At 53.3% G+C, this 26,196-nt stretch carries 17 protein-coding genes and 1 pseudogene; 11 read left to right on the forward strand and 7 right to left on the reverse strand.

What is annotated here, in order from left to right:
* Positions 1-108 precede the first annotated feature (108 nt).
* Entirely contained in the window at positions 109-2,379 is a 2,271-nt protein-coding gene (adiA, locus tag ACCW71_RS14905) for an arginine decarboxylase (RefSeq protein ID WP_436372626.1), read from the reverse strand.
* Between the two features lie 747 nt (positions 2,380-3,126).
* Between adiA and potE the strand changes: the two genes are divergently transcribed.
* The 8 genes from potE (at position 3,127) to feoB (ending at position 14,936) form a co-directional block, all read left to right on the forward strand.
* Positions 3,127-4,452, forward strand: a complete 1,326-nt coding sequence (gene potE / locus ACCW71_RS14910; RefSeq protein WP_436372629.1) for a putrescine-ornithine antiporter — start codon at positions 3,127-3,129, stop codon at positions 4,450-4,452.
* 475 nt (positions 4,453-4,927) lie between these two features.
* Positions 4,928-6,274, forward strand: coding sequence for a histidine-histamine antiporter (gene hdcC / locus ACCW71_RS14915; RefSeq protein ID WP_436372631.1), 1,347 nt, complete (start codon positions 4,928-4,930; stop codon positions 6,272-6,274).
* 33 nt (positions 6,275-6,307) lie between these two features.
* On the forward strand, positions 6,308-7,444 hold the full coding sequence (locus ACCW71_RS14920; RefSeq protein ID WP_436372633.1) for a histidine decarboxylase: 1,137 nt from the start codon (positions 6,308-6,310) through the stop codon (positions 7,442-7,444).
* A gap of 179 nt (positions 7,445-7,623) precedes the next feature.
* Positions 7,624-9,003, forward strand: coding sequence for an amino acid permease (locus ACCW71_RS14925; protein WP_436372635.1), 1,380 nt, complete (start codon positions 7,624-7,626; stop codon positions 9,001-9,003).
* Positions 9,000-10,274, forward strand: a complete 1,275-nt coding sequence (gene hisS, locus ACCW71_RS14930) for a histidine--tRNA ligase (protein ID WP_436372637.1) — start codon at positions 9,000-9,002, stop codon at positions 10,272-10,274. Before ACCW71_RS14925 ends, hisS begins: the two co-directional genes overlap by 4 nt.
* Positions 10,275-10,372: 98 nt before the next feature.
* Positions 10,373-12,223, forward strand: a complete 1,851-nt coding sequence (locus ACCW71_RS14935) for an ATP phosphoribosyltransferase regulatory subunit (RefSeq protein ID WP_436372639.1) — start codon at positions 10,373-10,375, stop codon at positions 12,221-12,223.
* A gap of 161 nt (positions 12,224-12,384) precedes the next feature.
* The gene (feoA, locus tag ACCW71_RS14940; RefSeq protein ID WP_436372641.1) at positions 12,385-12,612 is read left to right on the forward strand and encodes a ferrous iron transporter A; all 228 of its coding nucleotides are present in this window, start codon (positions 12,385-12,387) and stop codon (positions 12,610-12,612) included.
* The gene (gene feoB / locus ACCW71_RS14945) at positions 12,609-14,936 is read left to right on the forward strand and encodes a Fe(2+) transporter permease subunit FeoB (protein WP_436372643.1); all 2,328 of its coding nucleotides are present in this window, start codon (positions 12,609-12,611) and stop codon (positions 14,934-14,936) included. Before feoA ends, feoB begins: the two co-directional genes overlap by 4 nt.
* Before the next feature lie 62 nt (positions 14,937-14,998).
* Here feoB and ACCW71_RS14950 read toward each other — a convergent pair whose 3' ends face one another.
* On the reverse strand, positions 14,999-15,532 hold the full coding sequence (locus ACCW71_RS14950; protein WP_436372645.1) for a TetR/AcrR family transcriptional regulator: 534 nt from the start codon (positions 15,530-15,532) through the stop codon (positions 14,999-15,001).
* Positions 15,533-15,708: 176 nt separating this feature from the next.
* Between ACCW71_RS14950 and ACCW71_RS14955 the strand changes: the two are divergent.
* The 3 genes and pseudogenes from ACCW71_RS14955 to guaD form a co-directional block, all read left to right on the forward strand.
* Positions 15,709-15,852 (forward strand): annotated as a pseudogene (locus ACCW71_RS14955) (oxidoreductase); the annotation flags it as partial.
* A 215-nt stretch (positions 15,853-16,067) separates the two neighbouring features.
* Complete coding sequence (locus tag ACCW71_RS14960) at positions 16,068-17,093, forward strand: NADP-dependent oxidoreductase (RefSeq protein WP_436372647.1); 1,026 nt, start codon at positions 16,068-16,070, stop codon at positions 17,091-17,093.
* 463 nt (positions 17,094-17,556) lie between these two features.
* Positions 17,557-18,915, forward strand: coding sequence for a guanine deaminase (gene guaD, locus ACCW71_RS14965; RefSeq protein WP_436372649.1), 1,359 nt, complete (start codon positions 17,557-17,559; stop codon positions 18,913-18,915).
* 290 nt (positions 18,916-19,205) lie between these two features.
* Here guaD and ACCW71_RS14970 read toward each other — a convergent pair whose 3' ends face one another.
* From ACCW71_RS14970 to ACCW71_RS14990, 5 genes are all read right to left on the reverse strand, one after another.
* Positions 19,206-20,237 carry a tyrosine-type recombinase/integrase gene (locus tag ACCW71_RS14970; RefSeq protein ID WP_436372651.1) on the reverse strand — a complete coding sequence of 344 codons (1,032 nt, stop codon included), beginning with the start codon at positions 20,235-20,237 and terminating at the stop codon, positions 19,206-19,208.
* 656 nt (positions 20,238-20,893) lie between these two features.
* Positions 20,894-21,352 (reverse strand): DcrB-related protein, encoded by a 459-nt coding sequence (locus ACCW71_RS14975; protein WP_436372653.1) that lies wholly within the window; start codon positions 21,350-21,352, stop codon positions 20,894-20,896.
* A gap of 50 nt (positions 21,353-21,402) precedes the next feature.
* A complete protein-coding gene (locus tag ACCW71_RS14980) occupies positions 21,403-23,565 on the reverse strand; it encodes a peptidase domain-containing ABC transporter (protein ID WP_436372655.1) in 2,163 nt (720 codons plus the stop codon).
* Positions 23,566-23,590: 25 nt separating this feature from the next.
* A complete protein-coding gene (locus ACCW71_RS14985; RefSeq protein ID WP_436372657.1) occupies positions 23,591-24,850 on the reverse strand; it encodes an HlyD family secretion protein in 1,260 nt (419 codons plus the stop codon).
* Positions 24,851-24,864: 14 nt separating this feature from the next.
* The gene (locus tag ACCW71_RS14990) at positions 24,865-26,184 is read right to left on the reverse strand and encodes a TolC family outer membrane protein (protein WP_436372659.1); all 1,320 of its coding nucleotides are present in this window, start codon (positions 26,182-26,184) and stop codon (positions 24,865-24,867) included.
* Between the last annotated feature and the right edge of the window lie 12 nt (positions 26,185-26,196).

Raw genomic sequence — 26,196 nt, forward strand, 5'->3', positions numbered from 1 at the left:
CCTGCTGTGAAAAGGGCAGCGCGACAGCCCGCTGGCGCACCGCCTGAAAGGGGATGTCCTCTGTTGCCCGAAAAGTAGCAAGCCCGGCAATCATCCGGGCCTGGGGTGTCAGCGCTTAAGACACATGACGTGATAGATACCCTGCTCTTTTTCTGCGCCTTCGGTCTCATGTTCAAAGCCGGGGAAGGTTTCATCCCAGCACTGAAGCGCCTGAAGGTAACCAATCAGCGGGCTATGTTTATCACCAAAATTTTCACCCGAGATCATCATCGGAATGCCTGGTGGGTAAGGGATCACCGAGTTCGCGGCGGTACGTCCCTCCAGCTCATAAATGGAAACCGGTTCAACCTCGTTGGTGACCAGTTTGCGGAAGGCATCGCGCGGCAGCATGTCAGCCTGCGGCAGCGATTCGTAGGCCAGGTTGAGCTTAGCGCTGGGGTTATGTTCTCTGAGGAAGGCGATCATCCTGTCGCCCAGGTCGCGCATACCAAGCGTGCCATAAATCCCGGGCGCACTGTTCACCAGACCCGGCATCACATCCCTGATCGGCGCGTTCTGATCATAATGCTTTTTAAACGCCATCAGGCTGTTCATCAGCGTGACCCATTTGCCGCGGGTGACACCCATTGAGAACAGAAACATGATCTGAAAATCGGTGGTGCGGGTAGGCACAATGCCGAGGTTATAGAGATAAGCCGTCACCAGCGCGGCGGGCACACCCTGTTCCTGAAGGGAGCCATCATCGTTCAGGCCAGGCGTCAGCAGGCTGACTTTCACCGGATCGAGCATCACCCAGTTTTCATCGAGATCGCTGAAACCGTGCCACTTATCTTTCGGATCGAGTATCCAGCAGCACTGCTGGGTAGTCAGCAGACGTTTTGGCGCATCGGCAAAGCTGTAGCGCTCGCCATTGGCGGGATCGGTCACGCTTTCCGGGTTCCAGGGTTTGAAAAACCAGTCGTTCTCCTGCCGCGTCTGGTTATACATCCGGGCGACGGCCTGACGGAAATCGACCGCTTCCTCAATCACCTCGTTGGTCAGGCTGATCCCCTGTTTACCGTCCATCATTGCCGCCGCCACGTCGTTTGATGCGGCGATGGAGTAGAGCGGCGAGGTGGTGGCGTGCATCATGTATGACTGGTTGAACTGCGCATGCTGGACGTTGCCGCGACCTTCACGAATATGAATATAGGAAGCCTGCGACAGCGCATTGAGCAGTTTATGTGTCGAGTGGGTGGCAAACAGCGTCGGTGCATCTTTACTGTGGCTGGCTTTGTCACCGCGCATCGCATGGAAGCCGCTGTAGATCGGATTAAAACGGGAGTATCCGAACCAGGCTTCATCATAATGAATACGGTCGCAGCTCTCGCCCAGCATCTGCTGGATGCTATCCCCGTTATAGATCAGGCCATCATAGGTGCAGTTGGTGACAATGCTGTAAGCCGGACGTTTCTCCTCCAGCGCCGACACAAAGCGGTTTTCTGCTATCTGACCGCGCAGCCAGGCGGCTGACATCTGCTTTTTCGGGATCGGGCCGATAATGCTGTAGGCGTTGCGGGTGGGCGTCATATAAACCGGCGTCGCACCGGTCAGTATCAGACCCTGCTCAATCGATTTGTGGCTGTTGCGGTCACAGATGGCGATACTTTTATCCGTCAGACAGGCCTGCATAATGGTGCGGTTGGAACCTGAAGAACCGACCACCAGCGAATAGGAGCGGTGAGCGCCAAAGACGCGCGCAATATACTTTTCACTTTCGCCAAAGGCGCCGGTGTGATCCAGCATGGAGCCGAGAGAGGCGCGCTCTATCCCCATATCGGTACGGAAGATGTTTTCGCCGTAAAAGTCATAAAATTTACGGCCTACCGCGGTTTTACAGAAGCCAATCCCGCCCTGATGGCCCGGCGCGGACCAGGAGTACTCTTTCTCTTTGGCGTACTGCATCATCGCCGCCATCAGCGGTGGCATCATCGCTTTTTCATAGCGGTTGACCGCCGCCTGTAGCCGACCGACGATAAAGTCGGTGGTGTCATCCATCACCAGGAAGGTTTCGGTAATGTGATTCATCATCTGCGCGTCAATGGTGCTGTTATCGTTGGCAGATTTGATCATCAGGAATACCGGTACCCGATCGTGTCGCAGACTCAGGCGTTCAATCAGGCTGCGGATTTCGGCAACGTCGGCGGCGACCCACTCCAGCAGAATACAGTCGATGCCCACGGTAGAGACCACATAGGCGGTGGCATACTCCCAGGAGTAGGCAAAGTGGACATTTTCACCTTTGCTTTTCAGCACGCTGGCGACGTGAGAAATCGCATCATCGGGTTGCTGCCTGTCGGCGCGATTATTGCTGACGATTAGATAATTTTTATCGCTCATATTCGTTTCACTAATCCCTGAATTTATCAGTTAATGGTCCAGGATAACGCTCTGTGCTGGCCGGTGACCGGCAACAAAGATAATCTCTGGCTCTTCGTTGATTATGCTTTTCCACGGCAGGGCCGCATTACGCATAAGGGTTTAAGCACTGAGTTCAGTGCGCACGGATGAATTAATGAAATAGTCATCATATTTACGGTGAGGGCTATTTTATTCGGACTCGAACTTCAGCATGACCAATATACATAATATGGAAAAGCAGGACCACTGACGGATGTGTGGATATATTTCACGATGCGGCGTAATTCATTTTTAATGAATTACCAACCATATTCAGGAATGAATAGCGCATAAAATGACATTGATTATATTTTCTGAAGCATTTATCCCGGAACAAAAATATTTATAAATCACTGTTATTAAAGAATATTTATTTTTATTTAATTGATAAATATCAATTTACCCTTCAGCGCTAATAGCCGGAAAATATCACCTTACAAATCGCACGATGATAAAAAAAGCCAACCGTTTGACTTGCCTTAATGGGGTGTATATCGTTTTTATAAATTAACACCCTCACCGGAAAGCCATCTGAATATATAACTTTGGCCATAAGACATCCTTTGCCGTTATGTCGCCACAACGCTTTCCTGTCGCTCTGAGGAAAATAGAGAGAATAAATTTAATATTAACAAATGATGCTGCTCAGCGGGTAGCTGAAATAATTATTCAAACAGGAGATGATTAATGGGAACCGAAAGCAAAAAAATGGGGGTCGTTGGGCTCACTATTCTTGTCGCGGTAAATATGATGGGGTCGGGAATTATTATGTTACCGGCGAGCCTGGCACACACCGGGACGATCTCTGTTCTGTCCTGGCTGGTTACCGCGCTGGGGGCAATGTGCATCGCTTATGCTTTTGCTAAATGTGGTCGCTTCTGTAAAAACGACGGCGGGATGTCCGCTTATTCACAGGAGGCGCATGGTAAGTCATCTTACTTTATCGCCTCCTACAGCTATTACATCTGCCTGGTCATCAGCTGCGTCGCCATCGCGGTTTCGGCGGTGGGCTACCTCGCGCCGTTTCTGCCGTGGGTAAAATCCACGCCGCTCCACACTTTCTTTGCGGTGGTGGTGATTCTGGCGCTGACAATGGTCGCCAACTTTAAAGGGCCGAAAATCACTGAACGGATCTCCTCTGTCACCATCTGGGGCATCATTATTCCGGTGGTCGGGCTGTCGATCATTGGCTGGTTCTGGTTCGATAGCCAGATTTTCGTCGATGCGTGGAATCCTCAGCACCTCTCCAATGGCGGAGCGGTCTCTTCAGGTATTTCGTTAACCCTGTGGGCTTTTCTGGGGATTGAGTCTGCCGGCGCCAACTCCGGTGCCGTGGAAAACCCGGAGAAGAACGTGCCGCTCGCCTGCCTGTTCGGAACCGCCTTTGCGGCGATTGTTTATATCGCCTCTACCTCGGTGATCCAGGGTATCGTGCCTAACGCCGAGCTGATGCAGTCAAACGCGCCATTCGGCCTGGTGTTCACCATGATGTTCAGCCCCTTTGTGGGCAAATTCATCACGCTGCTGGCGGTGATTGCCTGCATCGGCTCGCTGCTGGGCTGGCAGTTTACCAACGCTCAGGTCTCTAAATCCGCCGCAGACAGTGAACTGTTCCCGAAGATCTTTGCGAAAGTCACCAAAGATGACGCGCCCATTATGGGCATGTTGATTATGCTGATTCTGGAGCTGTTACTGGCCTCCATGACTATCTCACCTGACCTGCTTAATCAGTTTAATGCGCTGCTGAATCTGGCCGTCTTTATCAATATGGTGCCTTACGTGCTGGCGATGACCGGCCTTCAGGTGATGCTGCGCAAGAACAGGGTATCCAACCGCGAGTTTCGTATCTCTTCAATCATCAGCACGCTCGGCGTGATCTACAGCATTTATGGGGTCTATGCCTGCGGCAGTGATGCGGTGTTTGGCGGCTCAATCATCGTGCTGTTTGGGTATATCTTCTACGGATTTCTGGCTGGCCGGGATACCCAGCGGATGATGACCGGTAAAATGTAAGTCGCCGGGTGGGTGAAGCGATCGTCCGCCACAGAATCAGGCCGTGGTGTTAACGCCCATAAGGTAAGCCTGCCACCGCCGGTTTTCGTTATGGGCGTCAGCATCTGTAATGTTCCTGCCGGCAGATTCCCTTCATCACATCGCGCAGAAAAGAACCCGTTTACTGCGCCGATGCGCGTTCATTTATTGACCTGCACGCCAGCTAATTTAGCTGGCGTTTTTTTATCTCCACCAGCGGGTCACCGGTAATAAACCGGTGCGCGGTAATTTAATGCTGAGCGCTGAATAAAAAAGGGGACGGAGTCAGTTCCGGTACTAATGAACAAATAATAGCCACTATTCTGCCCCGCCGGACTATTCCCACCTGGTAATTTTGATATTTATCAAGAATACGCCCCCTGTGGCTCTCACAATAACCGTTAAAAAATCATCACTTGTTTTCTTAACAATGGTTTTCCAACACAGGAACAGTTATATGGGAACGGTTAGCGCAGGCTCAGCAAATAAAATGGGCGTGGTTGCCCTCACGCTGGTTACCGCATCTAACATGATGGGGTCTGGTGTATTTATGTTACCGACAAACCTGGCCGGAGTCGGTTATATCTCGCTATGGGGATGGCTATTTACCATTATCGGCGTCATCGCCCTGGCTCTGGTATTTTCTAAAACCAGTCTTTTAACACCGCGTACCGGCGGGATCGTTGCCTATGCCAGCGATGCATTTGGCCCTTTTATTGGTTTTCAGACCACGGTCTGTTACTGGATCAGCGCCTGGGTAGGGAATGTCGCCCTGCTGGTGGCGGGGATTGGCTATCTGAGTTACTTCTTTCCTGAATTAAAAAACCCAATCTATGGCTGCATTACCGCCATCGTTATTCTCTGGGCGTTTATCGGGCTGGCCAGTTTAGGCGCCAATGTCGCCGGACGGGCGCAGTCATTTACCGCCAGCTGTATGCTGATTGTGGTGTTGGGAATTGGGCTGGTCGGCTGGTTCTGGTTTAAACCGCAGCTGTTTACAGAGGTCTATAACGGCACCGGACGCAGCAGCAGCTCCGCGATTATCTCTGCCGCCTCGATTGCGCTATGGGGATTCCTCGGCGTCGAGTCGGCGGTGGTCTCAACCGGGCAGGTTAAAAACCCGGAGAAAACGGTCCCGCAGGCGACTGTCTATGGGCTGCTGATCGCCGCGGTCTGCTATGTTGGCAGCTGTAGCGTGATTATGGGTCTGGTGCCGCATAACGAACTGGTCCACTCGGCCGCTCCCTTCGCTGACGCGGCCCGCTATATGTTCGGCGATCTGGCCGGGAACATCGTTTCCGCGTTAAGCATCATCGCCTGTTTCGGCTCTATTTCCGGCTGGCTGATCCTGCAATCTGAAGGACCGCGGGCCGGTGCCCAGCAGGGACTGTTCCCGAAATTTTTCTCTGACACCAATAAAAATGATGTCCCGGTTAAAAGCCTGATTTTTACCGGCGTCCTGATGAGTCTGGTATTACTGCTTACCGCGTCACCAGATTTAGCCAAACAGTTTGAAGTGGTCATTTTAATGTCGGTTTTCGCTTCATTACTGCCTTATATGTATGCACTTATTTCACTGCCGATCATCATGGTGTCCAGAAAATTAAACCACGGAAAAGGCTTTATGTTTTACTGCACGATGGTGGTGATTGGGGTTATTTACAGTATCTTTGCGCTGCTCGGTTCAGGCAATGATTCCCTCTACTGGGGGATCGCGATGCTGATGGTCACCATTCCCTTATTCTCCTTCGTGGCAGCAGGCAGAAATAAAAACGGCAAAAGCATTCTTTATTTAGATAAGTAATTCATCACACACACTGCTTTAAAGGAGTTTACTATGACGTTATCTATTGCCGATCAGAATAAACTGGATAAATTCTGGTCATACTGTGTCAAAAATCAATATTTCAATATTGGCTATCCTGAATCCGCTGACTTTGATTACACCATTCTGGAACGTTTTATGCGTTTCTCCATCAATAACTGCGGTGACTGGGCAGAATATTGCAACTATCTGCTCAACTCTTTTGAATTTGAAAAAGAGGTGATGGAGTACTTCGCCGATCTGTTCAACATCCCGTTTGAAGAGAGCTGGGGCTATGTCACCAACGGCGGCACCGAGAGCAATATGTTTGGTTGCTATCTGGGGCGTGAGCTGTTCCCGGATGGCACCCTTTACTACTCGAAAGATACCCACTATTCGGTCGCCAAAATCGTCAACCTGCTGCGGATTAAATCCCGGGTCGTCAACTCGTTACCCAATGGTGAAATCGACTACGACGATCTGATGAAAAAGATCGCTGCCGACAATGAACCGCATCCGATAATTTTTGCCAATATCGGCACCACCGTGCGCGGGGCGGTCGACAACATCGCCGAGATCCAGCAGCGGCTGCACCAGGCGGGTATAGCCCGCGACGATTACTATCTGCACGCGGACGCCGCGCTGAGCGGGATGATCCTGCCATTTGTTGAGGAGGCGCAGCCGTTCAGTTTTTCCGATGGCATTGATTCGATTGGCGTGTCAGGACACAAAATGATCGGTTCGCCGATCCCCTGCGGCATCGTGGTCGCCCGGCGTAAAAATGTTGACCGGATTTCGGTCGAAATCGACTACATCTCGGCGCACGACAAAACGATCACCGGTTCACGTAACGGCCACACGCCGCTGATGATGTGGGAAGCGATCCGCAGCCACAGCTTTGCCGACTGGCAGCGGCGCGTTAAACATAGCCTTGAGATGGCGGAGTACGCGGTAAGACGTTTCAATCTGGCTGGCATCAACGCCTGGCGCAATAAAAACTCCATTACGGTGGTCTTTCCCTGTCCTTCAGAAGTGGTCTGGAAAAAACATTGTCTGGCGACATCCGGCGATATTGCTCACCTGATCACCACCGCACACCATCTGGACAGCAGCAAGATTGATGCGCTGATTGATGATGTCATCGCTGATTTCAACGCTCACGCGGCATAAAAAAGAGGGTAGTGAATAACTACCCTCCCGGAAAGCGCGCCACTGGCCTCAGGACCAACCGACACCGGTGGCGTGCGAATAACCACGCTAAACGCTTTGCCGGGATAAAGCAATCACGCTTCCGGCAAAACGCTGCACTGCGCAACACCCTTACCCTTAATCCGCCGGGACACAATGCCATGGATAAAAACCCCGCTCGCCCCCATCGCATGGGATTAATTGCCCTTACGGCGATGACGGCTTCCAACATGATGGGAAGTGGTGTTTTCATGCTGCCCGCCACGCTGGCGCATATCGGTTCGATCTCGGTCTGGGGCTGGGCTGCGACCTTTCTGGTGGTGCTGGGGATGGCGCTTATCTTCAACAAAACCAACGCACTCTACCCGCGCAGCGGTGGCATCATCGCCACTATTCACGCCTGTTTTGGTCCCTTTATCGGGTTGCAGATGACGCTTTTTTACTGGCTGTCGACCTGGACCGGGAACTGCGCTCTGCTGCTGGCCAGTGTGGGTTATCTCAGCGTCTTTTTTCCTGTCTTACACACGCCGCTGTATGCCACCTTAACCAGCATCGTGCTGCTGTGGATCTCGGTCTTCTTTGGCCTGCGCGGTGCAAGGCTGGTTGGCCGTACGCAGCTGGTGACCGGCGGCTGCATGATCCTGGTGATCCTGAGCGTCGGCCTGCTGGGATGGGGACACTTTGACATCCGGCTCTACCAGGCGAGCTGGAACGTCAGCGGTCAGTCTGACCGTCACGCCATCGTTGCGGCAGCGGTTATTTCGATGTGGGGCTTTCTCGGCATTGAATCGGGCTCAGTTTCCTTCAGTCAGGTCGTTAATCCCCGCCGGACCATCCCGCTGGCCACACTGCTGGGACTGAGCATTACCGGTTTATGTTATGTCAGCTCGGTCAGCGTGATTATGGGCATTCTGCCCCACAGCGCACTGGAGAGCTCCGCGTCGCCCTTCGCTGATTGTGCCCGCCTGCTGTGGGGAACCATGGCGGGCAGGATGCTTTCGGCAGCGGTGGTTATCGCCTGTCTGGGTGCGGTGCCTGGCTGGCAGATCTTACAGACTGAAGTGCCGCGCGCGGCCGCCGGATCGGGACTGCTGCCGGCGATATTCGCCCGCACCAATCGCTTTGGCGTCCCCTGGGTAGCGCTGCTGTTTACCGCCGGGCTGATGACGCTGGTTTTGCTGATGACGCTCTCTGCAAACCTGCAAAGCCAGTTTACGACCATCATTACGCTGGCCATCACCGCCAGCCTGTTTCCCTACGCCTTCAGTGTACTGTCGCTGCCGGGCCTGATGCTGATCACCCGCTATCCGAGACTGACGGCGGTCTATGCCTATAGCGCGCTGAGCGGCGTTATCTTTGTTTTTATCGCCATTGCGCTCCTTTCGGGACAGTCACAGGCACTGCTTTGCGGCATGCTGCTGCAACTCATCACCCTGCCTCTTTATCTCTTTTCACTTGTTCGCCGCCGCCGGCTGGGGAATGCAACACCTCAGCAGGGCGGTGACGCGCACCTTTCAACTCTCACTAAGGAACTGTTATGACCAAACTCCAGGCAATACGCGGGATGCGGGATGTGCTGCCCGATGAAACGCCGATGTGGCAGTGGCTGGAAAGCAAATTTCGCCACATGGCCTTCCGCTACGGTTATCAGGAGATGCGCCTGCCGCTGCTGGAGCCAGTCTCGCTGTTTGAGCGGGCCGTGGGGGAGAGCACCGATATTGTCTCGAAAGAGATGTACAACTTCCTCGATAAAAGCGGAGAACACATTACCCTGCGGCCGGAAGGCACCAGCGGCTGTATGCGCGCGGTGCTGGAAAACAACATGTGCTACAACAAAACCCAGCGCCTGTGGTACCAGGGGCCGATGTTCCGTTATGAGCGTCCGCAAAAGGGCCGTCTGCGCCAGTTCACCCAGTTTGGTATTGAAGCCTTTGGCATGTCCGGGGCGGATATTGATGCGGAGCTGATTTTTATGGTTCGGGATCTGTTCCGGGAACTGGGTATCCAGCATCACGTCCGGCTGGAAATCAACTCCCTCGGCACCCCTGACGAGCGCAGACAGCATCGCACTAAGCTGGTGGAGTGGTTCGGGCAGCATCGCGCCCTGCTTGACGAAGAGAGTCTGAAACGACTTGAGCAGAACCCGCTGCGCATCCTCGACAGTAAAAATCCGGCGATGCAGGAGATGATTGAGCAGGCACCGCGGCTGCTCGATTTTCTTGAACAGGATTCGCGTCATCATTTCGAGATTCTGTGTGAGCTTCTGGATAAAGCCGGCATTGAATATCGTGTCAATCCGCGCCTGGTGCGCGGGCTGGACTACTACACGCGCACCGTTTTTGAGTGGGTAACCGATGCGCTGGGTGCTCAGGGCACAGTGTGCGGCGGAGGCCGTTATGATGGACTGGCCACGCTTTTCAGCGATAAAACCCTGCCGGCCTGTGGGTTCGCGATTGGTATGGAGCGGCTGCTGCTGCTGATCCAGACGGTGTGCGACACCACCCATCCTCAGTGGCGCGATGCCCCGGATGCGATTATCACCAGTGAACGGAATGACAGCGGCGTTCAGAGCCTGCTGCTGGCCGATTTCCTGCGCCAGAACCTTCCCGATTTGCATATTCTTGTCGACTGTAGCGGCGCGAAGCTCAAGCGCCAGCACCAGACGGCGTTAAGCAGTGGCTGCCGCTACATCATTACCCTGAACAGTAATGGTGAGACCCGCCTGTGGGAACCCCTGAATAACCGGCAGCTGACGCTGACGCAGTCTCAGCTGATTGAACAGATAAAAGCCTCCAGCCTCAGCAAACTATAACCACGCCGATAAGCGCGACCCGCAGGCGCGTCGGTCAAACAACAGAACGCGCCTGCTTTAACTGATTGATTTAATTGCCACACACAGGGAAACCGCCGATGCCCAGGAAAAATAGACTGTTTGTACCGGGTCTTCCTCATCTTATTGAGCTACGCGGACACAATTATGAGCAGCTGTTCAGAGCGCCAGATGACTATCACTCCTTTCTTGAGCGGCTCGACAAAGCGATGTCGCTTTACCAGGTGCGGCTCTATGCCTATACGCTGACGCCTGAGCATATTCTGCTGTTTCTTGAGGTTGCGGATAAGGCGCTGATGGGCCGCTTTATTCAGTATATCGGCCGGAGCTATGTCCCCTGGTATAACAACCGGTATCACCGGCGCGGTGCACTGTGGGAAAGCCGCTACTGGAGCAGCCCGGTAGAGCCGGAAGCCTATTTCCTGCTGGTGAAGCAATACACTGAGCACGCCTGCCACGCCGACGAGGGCTTTCACAGTTTCGCTGACATGCCGCCATCGCGCATCAGCGACCATCCCTGCTGGCTCTGCCTGGGTCCGACGGCGGAATCACGAAGGCGGCAGTATCGCCAGTTTTGCCAGCGCGCCCTGAGTCCTGCGCTGCGCGATCGCATCAGCACCGCGCTGAAGCAAAATTGTCTGCTGGCGACGCCAGGCTATTCTCAGCGGCTGGAAGTGACGCTGGCCCGCTCGCTGAGTCCTCATCTCCCCGGACGGCCGCGCAAGCATTACGATAATCCGGTGGCCGCCTGGACCTGGCTGGAGAAGCAGGCTGGCCGACTGTTGCAGCACTACTGTTACCGTGAGATTCGGATGCCTTTGCTGGAACGCTGGGAAAGGGAGCTTCTTCCTGCGCTCTTTTCCGACGGCTATCGCGAAGAGCCGCTGAATCACCAGGCGTTGCTGAGCGGTGACGGTACCCGTGGCTGTCTGCGCGCCATCGCGCAGAATCAGGATCTGCAACAGACCAGCAAGCTCTGGTATCAGGGCACCCTGTTTCGCCGCGACCAGAGAGAAAGTGAGACGCTTAAACCGGTCTACCAGCTGGGCGTCGAAGCCTTTGGCTATCCCGGCATCGATATCGAGCTTGAATTTCTTTCGCTTCAGGCCCGGTTTTTCCAGTTACTCAACATCGCTAGTCACGTTGAACTCAGGCTCAATGTGCTTGGTACCCCCGAGACGTTAAGTGCGTTTCGCGATGCGCTACACGCCTATTATCAGCCGCTGAGCCATCTGCTCTCACCCGCCGATCGCCGGCATCTCGCTCACTGCCCGGAAAAGCTGCTGCTCAGTCATGAGCCATTGCTTAAATACCTGGCTGACAGCGCACCGAAATATACCTCATTTATTTCCGCTCAGGCTCAGCAACGCTTTGCCGCGCTGTGTGACGGGCTGACGCAGATGGGATTACCCTTTACGCATGATCCGACGCTGTTTCCCGCCAACGACTATTGTCATCTGGTTTTTGAGTGGCACAGCCCGGCACTGACCTCATCAACCCTGCTTTGCCGGGGCGGACGCTATGACAGCAGCGCCAGCCTGCTGCTGGGGCGTCCGCTCTATGCGTGTGGCTTTGCTTTTATGATGGAGCCGATCCTTCAGCTGCTGCACGCAAGCAAACAGCTTCAGTCGCTGACCAGGGAGATCGACGTCGCGGTTATCCCGACGCATCAGCGCGTGCATCACCGCGCCTTCCTGCTCAGCCAGTCTCTGCGCCAGCGTTATCCCTCACTCAGCATCACCAGCGATTTTTCCGGCTTAAAGAGCAGCGTCAGCCAGAAGAACGCGCAGCGGCAGGGTGCCCGATTTATTATTCTGATTGACGATGATGAATCTGAAATAACCCTGATTGACCAGCGCAGCCAGCATTTACGACGAATGACACAGGATCGGCTAAGCGAGGTGCTCAGCGCCTCATTAAATGGCGCGTGATCGGGCGGAAGCCGTCCATCTTTTATTCGCCAGTTAACCGCCTGTTGACCTGCCGTTGACCTTAACGGCGGCTTTTCACGCACATCTCCGATGTCAGATCAAAAACCGAAACGCTTATCATTTATAAAATCACTCCCTGTTACTCAGATGCAGAGCGTTCTATGACTATTAAAATGCGCAGCACTTACCGCATCCTCGGCTATCAGCCAACAGTGAATCCCGCCTGGCGCCAGAAATTACTGACAATGGGAATGCTGCCGGGTGCAGTCATTGAGGTCGTTCGTGTGGCACCCATGGGCGATCCGATAGAGATCCGTACCCGGCGTGTCAGTCTTGCGGTGCGGCAGCGTGACCTCTCCGCCATCATTCTTGAGGAGGTCACCGGATGAAAAAGCTCACCATTGGGTTGATCGGTAATCCTAATACCGGCAAAACCACGCTGTTTAATCAGCTTACCGGTGCCCGCCAGCGAGTCGGCAACTGGGCGGGCGTCACGGTTGAGCGCAAAGAAGGGCAGTTTTTCACCGCGCAGTCCGATGTCCGGCTGATCGACCTGCCAGGTACCCGCTCGCTTACCACACTCTCGGCTGAGAGTTCCATCGATGAGAGCATCGCCTGTCAGTATCTCTACAACGATCAGGCTGATGTGGTAATCAACGTCGTGGATGCATCCAGCCTGGAAAGCAATCTGTTCCTGACGCTACAGCTGCTGGAGCTGGGCGTGCCCTGTATTATCGCCCTGAATATGCAGGATATTGCGGCCAGCCAGAACATCACCATTGATATTGCCGCGCTGTCGGCCAGGCTGGGATGTCCGGTGGTTCCACTGACCTCGACCAAAGGTGACGGCATCGCCCAGCTTAAAGCGCTGATCGACCAGCCGCATCACTACCAGGCCCCGGAACGTGTGCACTATCCGGCTGCCATTGAGACCGCGATTGAGCAGCTCTGCGAGAAGATGCCCGCCGGCATCGCGCCGCAGAAACGCTACTGGCTGGCATTGCAGCTGCTGGAAGGGGATATTAACAGTCAGAAGCTCTGTGCCGATCTGCTGCCAAACCTGCCTGAGATCATGCAGCAGGCTGGCGGAGACACCGGCATACAGATTGCCGATTACCGCTACCGGGCTATCAACGCCATCTGCGCTGCCGTCAGTAATCTCCATAACGCGAAACCCGGCATCCTGACCAGCCAGATTGATAAAATTGTGCTTAACCGCTGGCTCGGCGTTCCCATCTTTCTGGCGGTGATGTACGTGATGTTTGTCCTGTCGATCAACATCGGTGCCGCGTTGCAGCCGCTGTTCGACAGCAGCTCGGTGGCCATATTTATCCACGGAGCCCAATGGCTGGGATATGTCTGCCACTTCCCGGACTGGCTGACGGTTTTTCTGGCGCAGGGCGTCGGCGCAGGTATCAATACCGTGCTGCCCATCATCCCGCAGATTGGCCTGATGTTTCTGTTTCTCTCGTTCCTGGAAGATTCCGGCTATATGGCACGCGCCGCCTTTGTTATGGATCGGCTGATGCAGTCGCTGGGACTGCCGGGTAAATCCTTTGTGCCACTGATTGTCGGCTTTGGCTGCAATGTTCCCGCCGTAATGGCGGCCCGTACGCTGGATACGCCGCGGGAACGCCTGCTGACCATCCTGATCACCCCCTTTATGTCGTGCGGCGCACGCCTGGCGATCTTTGCGGTTTTCGCCGCCACCTTCTTTGGGGTCCACAGTTCCAGCCTGGTTTTCTCACTCTACCTGTTAGGGATTGTGGTCGCGATCGTCAGTGGTCTGATACTCAAGCACACCCTGCTGGGTGGCGAAGCGTCGCCGTTTATTATGGAGCTGCCGGTCTATCATCGGCCCTACCTTAAAAGCCTGCTGCTTCAGACCTGGCAGCGGCTGAAGATGTTTGTCGTGCGGGCCGGACAGGTGATTATCCTGGTGAGTATGCTGATTGGCGTACTGAGCAGCTTCACCTTTCACGGCAGGCTGGTTGATAACATCAACCACTCCGCGCTGGCGACGACCAGCAAGGTGATCACCCCCGTGCTGTTGCCGATTGGCGTGACGCAGGATAACTGGCAGGCCACGGTGGGACTGGTGAGCGGCATTATGGCGAAGGAGGTGGTGGTGGGAACACTCAACAGCCTCTATACCAGCGAAGCTATCCAGAACACGCCGTTTGATCCGCAGGCTTTTGATTTGCCCGGCGAGCTCAAAGATGCCCTGAGTGAGACCTGGACTGGCTTAGTCGCCGCGTTCAGAATTGATGCGCTGGCTCACCCGATTGATGCCAGCAAAGGCGACGGCGAGATGGCTGCCGGTCAGATGAGCGTGATGTCAGCAAAATTTGGCAGCGGCGTGGCCGCCTACAGCTACTTAATCTTCGTTCTGCTCTACATTCCCTGCGTCTCGGTGATGGGTGCGATTGCGCGCGAAGTAGGTAAAAGCTGGATGCTGTTCTCCTTCTTCTGGGGACTGAACATCGCCTATTCCACTGCCACCCTGTTTTATCAGAGCGTCACCTTTGCCGCGCATCCTGGCTTTAGCTCCCTCTGCCTGATAAGCGTGCTGCTGGTGAACGTCATCATCCTGCTGCTACTGCGCAGAGCGGGGAACCGGGTGCAGTTATTACCGATGATGGTCAGCGATGAGCAGGGCGGCTGCAAGGGCTGCCACGGCGGATGTCATAAACAGGACGGTTACGCACAGTAATCACAATCGCGGGACGTTTCCTGAAACGGTAACAGGGAGACGTCCCGTGATGGATTGTCTGTTCAGGATTTCAGCATCCGCAACCGGCAAACATCAAGAATTTCGTCCGACAGGGGATCGTCATCCGGGCAGGCGCGTGATAACACCATGCTGCCTACCAGCTGCGCAATCATGTTGATGATCTCCGCGCGGCTGCTGCCATCTGCCGTTAATGCCGCAATCTGACGCTCAAGTCCGGCGGCAAACGCGCTTTTAACCTCATCAGACTGACGCGCACTATCCGCACCCAGTGCAGCCATCATGCAGCCCTGAGCCATTCCATCACGATGCTGACGAGAGAGATAATTTTTCACAAAGTCAGACCTATCGGCAGCCGCAACCTGCGCCGCCGCCTGCGAAAAACCGCAGGTCATCGCCTCCGCCATTAAATCCGCTTTTGAGCGGAAGTGTTTATAAAATCCGCCGTGAGTCAGGCCCGCCGCTGACATCAAATCTGCGATTCCCACACCATCATATCCTCTGGCCCGAAACAACTCCGAAGCGGTTTCAACGATGCGGGCACGGTTCTCCTGAACCTGCTGTTTAGACACTTTCATAGTGGGCAACCTCTTAACGCTGTAGCCGTCATCATACATATATGATGATCGTAATCAAACCAGTTGACTTTAATGATTACGATCATCATCATTAATTCCTCAGTTCTGTCATGGCGTTGCTCATCGTCAACACACCGCAAACCAACAGACCGGCTGCTAACGACTAAACACAGCCGGGAACGCATACGTTCCCGCTGCTACAGCTGAATGTCACGGATGATAATTCGGTAACCACAGCCGTCGATGAACGGTTGCGGCGGGAAGGGAGAGCCGATCTGTGGGTAAATAATGCCGGATTTGGCGTTACGCCTGCCACTGCGTCCATCCGCTGGAAGAGTTTGCGCTGATAGGTGCCAGACTGACAAAAGTGGTAAGCCAGCGAGCGGCGCTGAGTGAGTGGCCAAAGTGCGCTATACGGCCGGGAAATTAGCCAGCTGGCTGGCTTTTCTGCACAGGTTTTCGCCAATCACGCTGCTTGATAACGCAGTACGCAACAGCCTTCAGCCCGACGGTAAACGGAATCGCGGAGAAACGCATGAACACTAAAACAATCAGCGCATACCAGTTCAGACGCTATGGAAAATCGCCTCAGTGCGGGATGCAGTCGATCACTATGCCTGAACCGGGCCCACACCAGCTGCTGGTTGAAGTTTACGCGGCTGGGCTGAACCCAATCGATAACATGATCCCAACCGGGATGTTTAAACCGGTTCTCTCTTTTACCCTGCCTGCCACGCTGGGCAGCGATCTTTCCGGCGTTGTCGTTGCGACAGGAAGTGAAGTCACACGCTTCCGGCCTGGCGATGCCATCTATGCCAGCACCTTTGACAGCGGCAGCGGTTCGCTGGCGGACTATGTGGTAGTCAATGAAAGCGCCGCGGCATTAAAACCGGATAATCTGGATTTTATAGAGGCGGCCTCGCTGCCGATGGTCAGCCTGACGGCGTGGCAGGCTCTGGTGGAAAAAGCGGACGTGCAGCCGGGACAAAAGGTGTTTATCCCGGCCGGTTCCGGCGGTATTGGTACCTTCGCGATTCAACTGGCAAAACAGTTGGGGGCAACGGTCGCGACCACAACCAGCAAGGGCAACAGCGGATGGGTCAGCGAACTGGGTGCGGATAGGGTGCTGGACTATAAAAGCTCTTCGCCTGGCGCGCTGTTACACGATTACGACCTGGTTCTGGCCACACTGAGAGGCAAGGTGCTGACAGAGTATCCCGCGATGCTCCGTCCCGGCGGCAAGCTAATATCGCTTACCGGCCCGCTGGATGCCCGTTTCGCCCGCGAGCGGGGCTTAAATCCGGTCATTACCCTGATCGTAAAATGGCTTAGCTGGCGGGTTCAGCGGCTATCGAAGAGACAGGGGGTTGATTATACCTTTATGTTTATGCGCCCGGATGGTCGTCAACTGGCGCAGATCACACACTACCTTGAGGTGGGAAAGATCAAGCCGGTGATCGACAGCGTTTACCCTTTTGCTGAAACCGCTAAAGCGCTGGCTTATCTGGAGCAGGGGCACGCCAGAGGGAAGGTGGTTGTCAGGATAAAGGCGGAGAGGTGAACAGGCAGCAGACTCCGATGCAAAATCACGAAAGGCAAATTCCCGCGGTATAGCCCAGGAGTGACAGGATATGGGGAGGGTAATGCTGGACGGAAAAATCGCTACTCCCCGATAAAAGCGGAACAGTTTTCTGATATTTTTTATCCGGTAATCGCCCCAATGTTAACCCGTTGTACTTTCAGGGTTTCAGAATATTCATTATCGAATAAAAAATACGCATACTTATCCAGGCAGGCATCACCATTATTATAAATAAAAACCACTACCTTTCTGATTATCTCAGTTATTTCAGTGAGATACGCATCAACCCATAACATACGAAATAAATCTATTCATGATAGCGACATTTTCCTGACCAAAATTTTCATCGCATTTTTGGTCTCTATGCCAGAGTGCATTTCACCTATCATTTCGGCCCGAAAAAAGTCATACGGACATATTTAATTATTCAATGGAGTTGTTGATGAATCCTAAGTTTCTGGCCTTGCTTGCTGTTTTCTCGTTTGCAGCCACAGCTGACACCGTTGGCTATCGCGGTGAAATCCTCTATTTCAACGCTAATCCGGCGAAAGACAAAAACGCGACGATTCACTACAAAGATGGCTATCTCATTGTTAAAGATGGATATATAGCTGAATCAGGTGACTACGCAGCGCTTAAAGATCGACCCGTTGACAGTACAGTTGATTACCGGGGAAAGATTATTACACCCGGATTTGTTGATACCCATGTTCATTATCCGCAGATTACGATGATCAGCGAGTATGGCGAACAGCTTATTGGCTGGTTAAATACCTATACCTTCCCCACTGAAATAAAATACAGCAACCATCAGTATGCCTCTCAGGAAGCGGCGGTCTTTCTGGATCAGTTGATCGGTAACGGCACCACCACCGCACTGGTATTTGCCACCAGCTCGCCAGTTTCGGTTGATGCATTTTTCGAGCAGGCGTTAAAACGCAATATGCGCATGATCAGCGGGAAAGTATTGATGGATCGAAATGCGCCTGCGGAACTGCTCGATACCCCGCAATCAGCCTATGACGACAGTAAAGCGCTGATTGAAAAATGGCAGCATAAAGGCCGGCTCGATTATGCGGTGACGCCCCGTTTCGCCCCGACCTCTACTGAAGCAGAACTCAAAATAGCGGGCAGGCTGCTCAGGGAGTTCCCGGACGTCTATCTGCACACCCACCTGGCGGAAAACAACCAGGAAGTGGCCTGGGTGAAAGAGTTGTTTCCGGCGAGCCGCAGTTATCTGGATGTCTACGCGCAAAACGGACTGGTAACGAAAAAATCGGTTTTTGCCCACTCTATCCATCTGGACGAGACGGATTACAAAGTCATGGCCGGGAAGGGGGCGAATATCGCGTTTTGCCCGACCTCCAATCTGTTTCTCGGCAGCGGCTTATTCAACCTGGATAAAGCCAATCAGTACAATATTGCGGTGGGATTAGGTACCGACGTCGGCGCAGGCACCAGCCTGTCGGTGCTGCAAACCATGGATGAAGCCTATAAAGTGACGCAGATGCGTAAGGCGTTTACCGATAAACCTGAAGCAGTAACCTCGCTTACGCCGCTGGAAAATCTCTACCTGGCGACGCTGGGCGGGGCGACGGTACTGTCATTGCAGGACAAAATCGGCACTCTGGCTCCCGGTAAAGAGGCTGACTTCGTGGTACTCGACCCGCTGGCCGGGAAGCTGCTGACCGGACGTAACAGCGAGTCCAAAAGCATCGAAGAGACGCTGTTTGGCATCGAGATGCTGGGTGACGATCGCACCGTCGCTCATACCTATGTCATGGGTAATAAAATGAAGTAAAGCTGGCTGGTGCAGAGTCAGACAGGCCGGCTGTGACAGCCGGCCTTTTTCATTCTGGCGGGTTGTAGCTGCCGTAAAGGGAGACGACCACCTTGCGTCAGGAGGCGTTAGTGCGGGGATATTGCTCCCGGAGGTTCTTAACAGGGTTCCGGCTTTTAGCCGGTCAGGAAAGTCATAAAAATCAGTCTGAAAGCCGGGCATATCATTGTCGCGGCGTCAGTGAACGTTAGCTTACACACAGGCTGTCCACTTTTTCTGTGGATAACTCCAGCCCGACAGAAACCGGGCACTTAATCGGAGTGCTGCTCCATAAACTCCACCATCGCCCCTTTATGGGCATCCACATGGCGGATGTAACGCATTAACGTTTCTGGTTTTTTCCAGGTGCCTTCCTGCATGATGCGGGCTATCGGGTAGCCTTTTTCCGCCATATCCTGCGCAGCGCCCACCCTGGCGCTGTGACCACTCCAGCCGGTATAACGGTTTTTATTGGCTTTTATCTTTTCCTGCTGACCGGCGACATCCCATGCCCGGCTAAAGATCTGCTCCAGGGCGCGCGTGCTGAGCGGCGCTTCCGCCACCAATGCGCGTCCCGACCGATGCACCGCGCTAAACAGGTAGGCGTCCGGCTGGCTGGCGAGCCCGGAAGCCCGGATCCACTCCTCCAGCCGCTGCGTTGATTGGGCGCTCAGCGCCTTGATTAAGCCGCCGGTCTGCACCAGCGTCTTGGTCCAGGCGACATCGAGAATGATGCGGCCATCCCCGGCGCGCATCACATCCCGCACCCGCAGTCGTGACAGCTCACTGATGCGCAGCAGCGTCGCATAAGCCACATGCAGAAAAGCTAAATCGCGCAGCTCCTGCAAGCGCTGAGAGCCAGACCACTGTTTATCCAGCGCCAGCAGATCGGCCAGCCTGAATGGCACAGCCTGCCCGGCGCGTTCGCCGTTAATCACTGCCACACGGTTTATCTTTTTCATGGTACGAAAAACCAGCGGCGAATGGTTGGGGACGGGCAGACCTGCGTTACGGTGTAACATTGAGATCAGGGCAGCATGGGAGTTTACGGTCGATGACGCCCGGCCACTTTCAGCCAGAAACGAAAGATAGTCGCGTAGATCCTCACCGCTCATCGGCAAAAAGCTGCGCTGGTTAGCTTCTGTCCATTGATTGCAGATGCGCATCACGCTCAGTAGCTGTCGCCAGGTATTAGGCGAGAACGCCTCTTTATCCTGAACAAACTGCCTGAGCCGCTCACCGATCTGCTGATTTTCTGTCGCCGTCAGCGTTGGCAGCGAGACTGATGTTGTCTTTTTGCTCACTTATTAACCCGCTCCGGTTTTGATCGCGCTACGTGAATTCTGAAGGTTTAGCAGGGGGATTACCGGCCAGAATTGTCGTAGCGTTGTCATTTGTTGCAGTCTCTTTTTTGAAGCAATCATGAGTCACTATAACATTACTGATATAACTTCGTATAAGTATAATTATACGAAGTCAGCATGTAACCCGTTATGCGGGCCTGATGTCCCCTGAAAGGGCGGTGTCAGCGAAAGGGTTCTGACCTGGCTGATGTCGTTCGGGAATAGCGTGATAGCGGATAACCTTAAAGCAGAACAGACCGATAACCCATACAGGCTACAGCCAGCCTTGCTGGATGCGAAGAAGGTAATGACCGTTAAAATAAAAGAGTCGCGCTCCGCAAAACAGAACGCAGATATTTCAGATTGAATTTGAGGAGGTTAAACCAGCGGCAGGTATTTCGAACAATCTCACTCTCAGTTAAAGAACCACCTCATGAAAATAAGGCCAATCAAGATAAAAAAGAGAGTGGATATTATCATGTTAATACCTCATTCCCTCCTCAAAGGCTCTTACCGTCAGGATAGAAATGGATAAAGCTTTCATGTCATGAATTTAAAAATGCTTTATCTTTGGGGAGATGCATTTTTACGCCCCAAAGACAGAGCTTATAAAAAGACTAATCGGTTTTCTTTTCAAAAATAGTATTGTGCAAGGAGAAGTTTTTCACACAATGTTGCAGCCGGGCCCTCTCTTTTTTCATTGAGGCTTCGTCGGGATAAAGTGAAGTGAAATTGATGGTCTCATCTTTCGAAAGCAGGCATGCATAGGTGACCTGCCAGACCCGCTTACCTGTGCCCGCGGCGGATAAAAAGGTATATATCACCTCAATGGTATCAGCAAACAGATCATCTCCGATCATCTCCTCCATTTTCACAAAGTTAAACTGGTTGAAAATTTTTTCTGCATTACTTATCTGCCGTGAAATATGGTCCGAAAAGGTAAGTCCCTCGGGCAGTCGGTCACGGTTAATGGTGATCTGCTGGCCGGTATTGAACGCCACCACATCAACGGTTTGCGTTCTGATCTCCTCATCAAAAATAACGCTTCCTTCCATGCACAAGAATTTGTTGTTCATTTTCACTCCTTATTTTAAAATTCGGACAGCGCAGGGCGCCGCCCATTATCTCAGACAGCCTCTAAAGTAACCTGTGAGGCGTTAATTAAGGCAACGAAATCACTTTTAGATATTTCGGTGACCCCATGAATGTTGATCTGAATAATGCGGTCTGCACTCATAATCGTTTCTGGTCGGTGCGCAATAATGACCCGGGTAACGTTCATATGTTTGATCGCGTCATTAATCGCGCTTTCTCTGGCTACATCCAGATGGCTGGTCGCTTCATCAAGTATCAGCACCCGCGGCTGGCGATAGAGCGCACGGGCGAGGATTATCCGCTGCACCTGCCCCCCAGAGAGCGACGAGCCCATGTCGCCGACCATGCTGTTATAACCCATCGGCATAGCCATAATGTCGTTATGGATCTGGGCGATGCGAGCAGCTTTCTCGACCCGTCCTTTGTCCAGGTTGGTGTCAAAGAAACTGATGTTATCCATAATGGAACCGGCAAACATCATGTCGCTTTGCATCACGCTGCCGATTAAATCCCGGTAATAGATCATCCCCAGTTTGGTCTGATCGATACCGTTGATTGTGATAGAGCCGGAGTTCGGTTTGAGCAGCCCGAGCAGCAGTTTTACCAGTGTAGTTTTTCCCTGTCCTGATGGACCGATGATGGCCACCGACTCACCGGCCGCGATACTCATATTAAAGCGGGAAAAAATGTCAGGATCGCTGTCAGAGTAGCGAAAGGAGAGGTTACTGATGTCGAGGCGTACCGGACCTTTCTCCTCCTGTAGCGCGACATTGCTTTCCATATTTTGCTCTTTCTCTGTCAGCACAATGTCAGACAGACGCTCACCATGTAAACGCAGCATTTTGAATTCGATTAAGGCGTTAATCAGCCCGGCAGAGCGTGAGATGAATTGATCCGAGAAGGAGATAAAGGCCACCAGCATCCCGCTGGTGAAATTGCCGTCCAGCACCTGCGCCGCAGCCAGCCAGATCAGTACCACTTTCCCCACGCCAGAAATGACGCCCTGTAATGTACTGAAACCTATAGAGAGTTTCTGGGTTTTGATCCCTTTATTCGTCGACTCCACTGACTCATTGGTATAGGTGGAAACCCGCAAATCCTGTTTGTTATTCAGTTTGATTGCCTGTACGCCACGGATCGATTCCAGCAGTTGTGACTGCACCACGGCGGACGCCAGCAGCTGATCTTCATTGGCCTGACGGAAGGGTTCAAACGAGATCCAGCGAATCAGCGCATAGAGCAGAAACAGGCCGATCACGATGAAAGTCAGGGTCGCGTTATAGGTGAAAATCACGCCCAACGTCACCAGCGCCATTACGCCGTCGAAAATAGAGGAGATGAAGCGTCCCGTCAGCGTACTCTGAATATTACTGATGGAGCCAAAGCGCGAAAGAATGTCGCCAACATGTCGTTCTTCGAAGTATTTCAGCGGCAGTCCCAGCAAATGGGCGCACAAATTCGACGACCACTGAACGCTCAGCATACTGGAGAACCAGGTCGTCACCCAGCTGCGCAGCGCTGAAATCAGGTTCTGAAACAGCGTAATCGCGATAAACGCCACGCCGAGCAGCGTCAGTAAATCGCGATCCGATGAAACCAGCACCTGATCTATCACCCACTGCATATAAAACGGCGTGATGATGCCGAAGAACTCCAGCGCCAGCGATAACAACGCCACCTGCGTAAAGGCTGATCCAATCCCGGAAACATTACGGATCAGCCCCAGCATGGAGATCGATTTCTTTTCGTTCTTCTTCTCAAATGTCGCCGCCGGGTATAACTCCAGCGCTACGCCGGTGAAGGAGCCAGAGACTTCATCCATCGACACTCTGCGTACGCCACGCGCCGGGTCATGGATGACAATCTTGTTTTTCGCGATGCTTTTAAGAACCACGAAATGATTCATGTCCCAGTGCAGCACACAGGGCAGGTTGAGCTTATCCAGCTCCTCCAGTTCGAGGCGAACCGCGCGGCATCCCAGCCCTAAACTCTGTGCAAATGACATCACATTCGCCAGCGTGCTGCCTTTGAGCGAACTCGGGAACCGGTGGCGCAGTGAAACCATATCAATATGATGACCGTAAAAGCCGGCGATCATGCCGATGCAGGTCAGGCCACATTCAGCCGCCTGGGTCTGACGTAAAACGGGCAGCTTCTGGCGAAAAGACAAATTGAGTTTATGAAATAAATCCATGATAAACCTGATGAAATGATGAGAATTATAGGGATGTCATTTTGCCCAGTGCATTGAGTGGCTCAAGAACCCATTCGTAGATGCGACGTTTATCGATAATAAAATCCGCTTCCAGCCCGGTACCGGGACGCAGGCTGGTCTGCTTGCCATAGGCCATCACCGCCTGCTTATCCAGCGTGACTTTCACCTGATACATCGATTCTTTAATCTGATTGTCGCCAGTGATGGTTGCGACTTCCTGCGGCGAAAGCGCCGATTTAGAGATTTCCAGCACCGTGCCGTACTGCTGGCCAAACTTCTGCCAGGGGAAAGACTGATAGCGCAGCACCACACGTTGTCCTGCCCGGATAAAACCGATCGCCCGGCTGCTGAGCATAATTCGCGCCTGTAGCCGTGCATCATCCGGCAGCATCATCGCCAGCGTCTGGCCCGAGTTAACAACCTGTCCCTGCTTGACCAGTACGGCGCTGACAATGCCTTTTTCTGGCGCGCGCAGTTCAACCGAACGGCGTGATTCGTTTTCCATCAACGACTGGGTAATCTCAGAGAGTTTCTGCTGAAGGTCGTTCTTCTGCTGGTAATAGGTAATCGGCTGTTCGCGTAGCTGCTGTCGCGCCTGGGCCAGTTGCTGGCGAACGTCAATGCGCTGGCGTGCCACATCCTGTAAGCGCACGCTGGCGTCGAGCAGTTCATTCTGCTGCTGTTCTACCTGCGTATTAGAGGCATAGCCTTCCTTGCGCATCGCAATCATTTTATTGAGCTGGGTTTTCGACAGCTCAATCTGCTGCGTGCGCTGACGGTAAATGGTGTCCAGCTCCACCGTTTGCTGCCCGAGTAAACTGACCTTCTCCTGCAAAGATTTCAGGGTTTCACTGTTCAGTTGCTCCAGATTGAGCAGCTGGTTACTCACCCCCTGCTTCTGAAGATCAAGCTGGCGGGCGATGGCCTCGCGCGTCTGGCCGTAGCGGGTGGAGATCTCTGAAGAGACCGTGGCGATCTGGCTCCCTTTCTGTAAGCTGTCACCTTCGTGCACGGGCAGGGCGATGACCGTTCCGGCGCTCATGGCGGTAATCGTCATCATGCCACTTTCAGGCACCAGCACGCCCTGGGCGGTCTCGCGTTTGGTGTAACTGCCAAAAATACAGAAGGCGATCATGACTGCCACCAGCAGGCAAACCAGTGCAATGATCACCCAGCGAAACGGCGGGCAATAGAGTGCGACAGAACCTAATACTTTGGTCTTTTTCGCCTCCAGCAATTCTTTACGAAATAAGTCGTTATTCATGAGTTCCTTCCCGGTCATGCCGCACCACAGTTGAAACTTTTCATCGCAGCATAATCGAGCGAACCTGTGGCTGTTTTTAATTTGATGATCGACTGAATAAGCATGTTTTGCGCGTGAGCCAGATCCTGAACCGCCTGGAAATAGTCTTTCTCAGCATTAAACTCATCAATTAGCGTTCGCTGGCCAATCTCCCGGCCATACCGGGTGGCATCCAGACGTTTCTGCGCGGAGGCGATGGCCCGCTCATAAGCTTTGATTTGCGACCGGCTGTTCTCTACGCCGGATGCGGCCTGAATGACCTGCTGTTCAGATTTACGTCGTGCATCAATCAGCAAATCCTTGCTCTGTTCGAAGCGATGCGCGGCTTCCAGACTTTGTGAAATGTGACTGCCACCGGCAAACAGGGGAACCGAGACGTTTACGCTGATCTGGGTATTGTCGGTTTTGGAGGTCGTGCCAAAAAGCGTGTCGAGATAGTTACCATCTTCAGCGCGGCTCCAGTTCTTGCCGTATCCAGCCTGAAAGGTGACTACCGGCATATGGCTGGAAGTTGCGGTGAGAATGTCAGACTCACTGGCTTTGAGGGTCTGAATGGCGGACAGCACATCAAGATTATTGGCCGCAGCATTGCGTTTTAACTGTTCAGGAATGAGTTTGTCCTGAAAACGCACACAGCTCATGCTTGTGGTGCCAATGCTCTGCGCATCGAGGCCGGTAAGCTGGCGAAAAGCGATGTTGGCATCGTTCAGATCGTTTTCTGCCGCCAGTTCGTCGGCGACGGCTTTATCGAAGTTGGCCTGGGCTTCAGCTTCATCGAGCCGGGTACCATCGCCCACTTCCAGCGCCTTCTGCGACTGTTTCAGTTTGGCGCTGAACGCGGCGAGGATCCGCTGATTCGTTTGCAGCACGCTGCGCTGATAGACGACGTTGTAAAAGGCGGTCGTCACATCGCTAATCAGCTTCTGTTGAGCAACCAGCAGTTTCACATCAGCCAGATCGCTGATCACCACGGTTCTGCGCCAGCTGGCATATTTCGACATGTCAAAAACCGGCTGGGTCAGGTTAAAGCTGTAGTTGTGGCGGGTCACACCGGCAGAATAGGTGGCATCCGGCTGATCGGATTTGCTCCATGAGCCATCCAGTGAGATTGTCGGTAACAATCCCGCAAATCCCTGATACTTTTTCTGACTATCGGCATCGTGTACGCTGCGGGCGGCATTAATTTCCGCATTGTAGGTATTCGCCGCAATCAGCGCTTCCTGAAGTGACAGGGCGCAGGCCTGGCTGGACAGCAATACCCCTCCCAGCAGCGGGGCAATATATTTTATAAGCATGGCTTTCCGAAA

Origin of the sequence: Pantoea sp. C2G6 (assembly GCF_051336815.1) — a bacterium.
Taxonomy (GTDB): Bacteria; Pseudomonadota; Gammaproteobacteria; order Enterobacterales; family Enterobacteriaceae; genus Pantoea.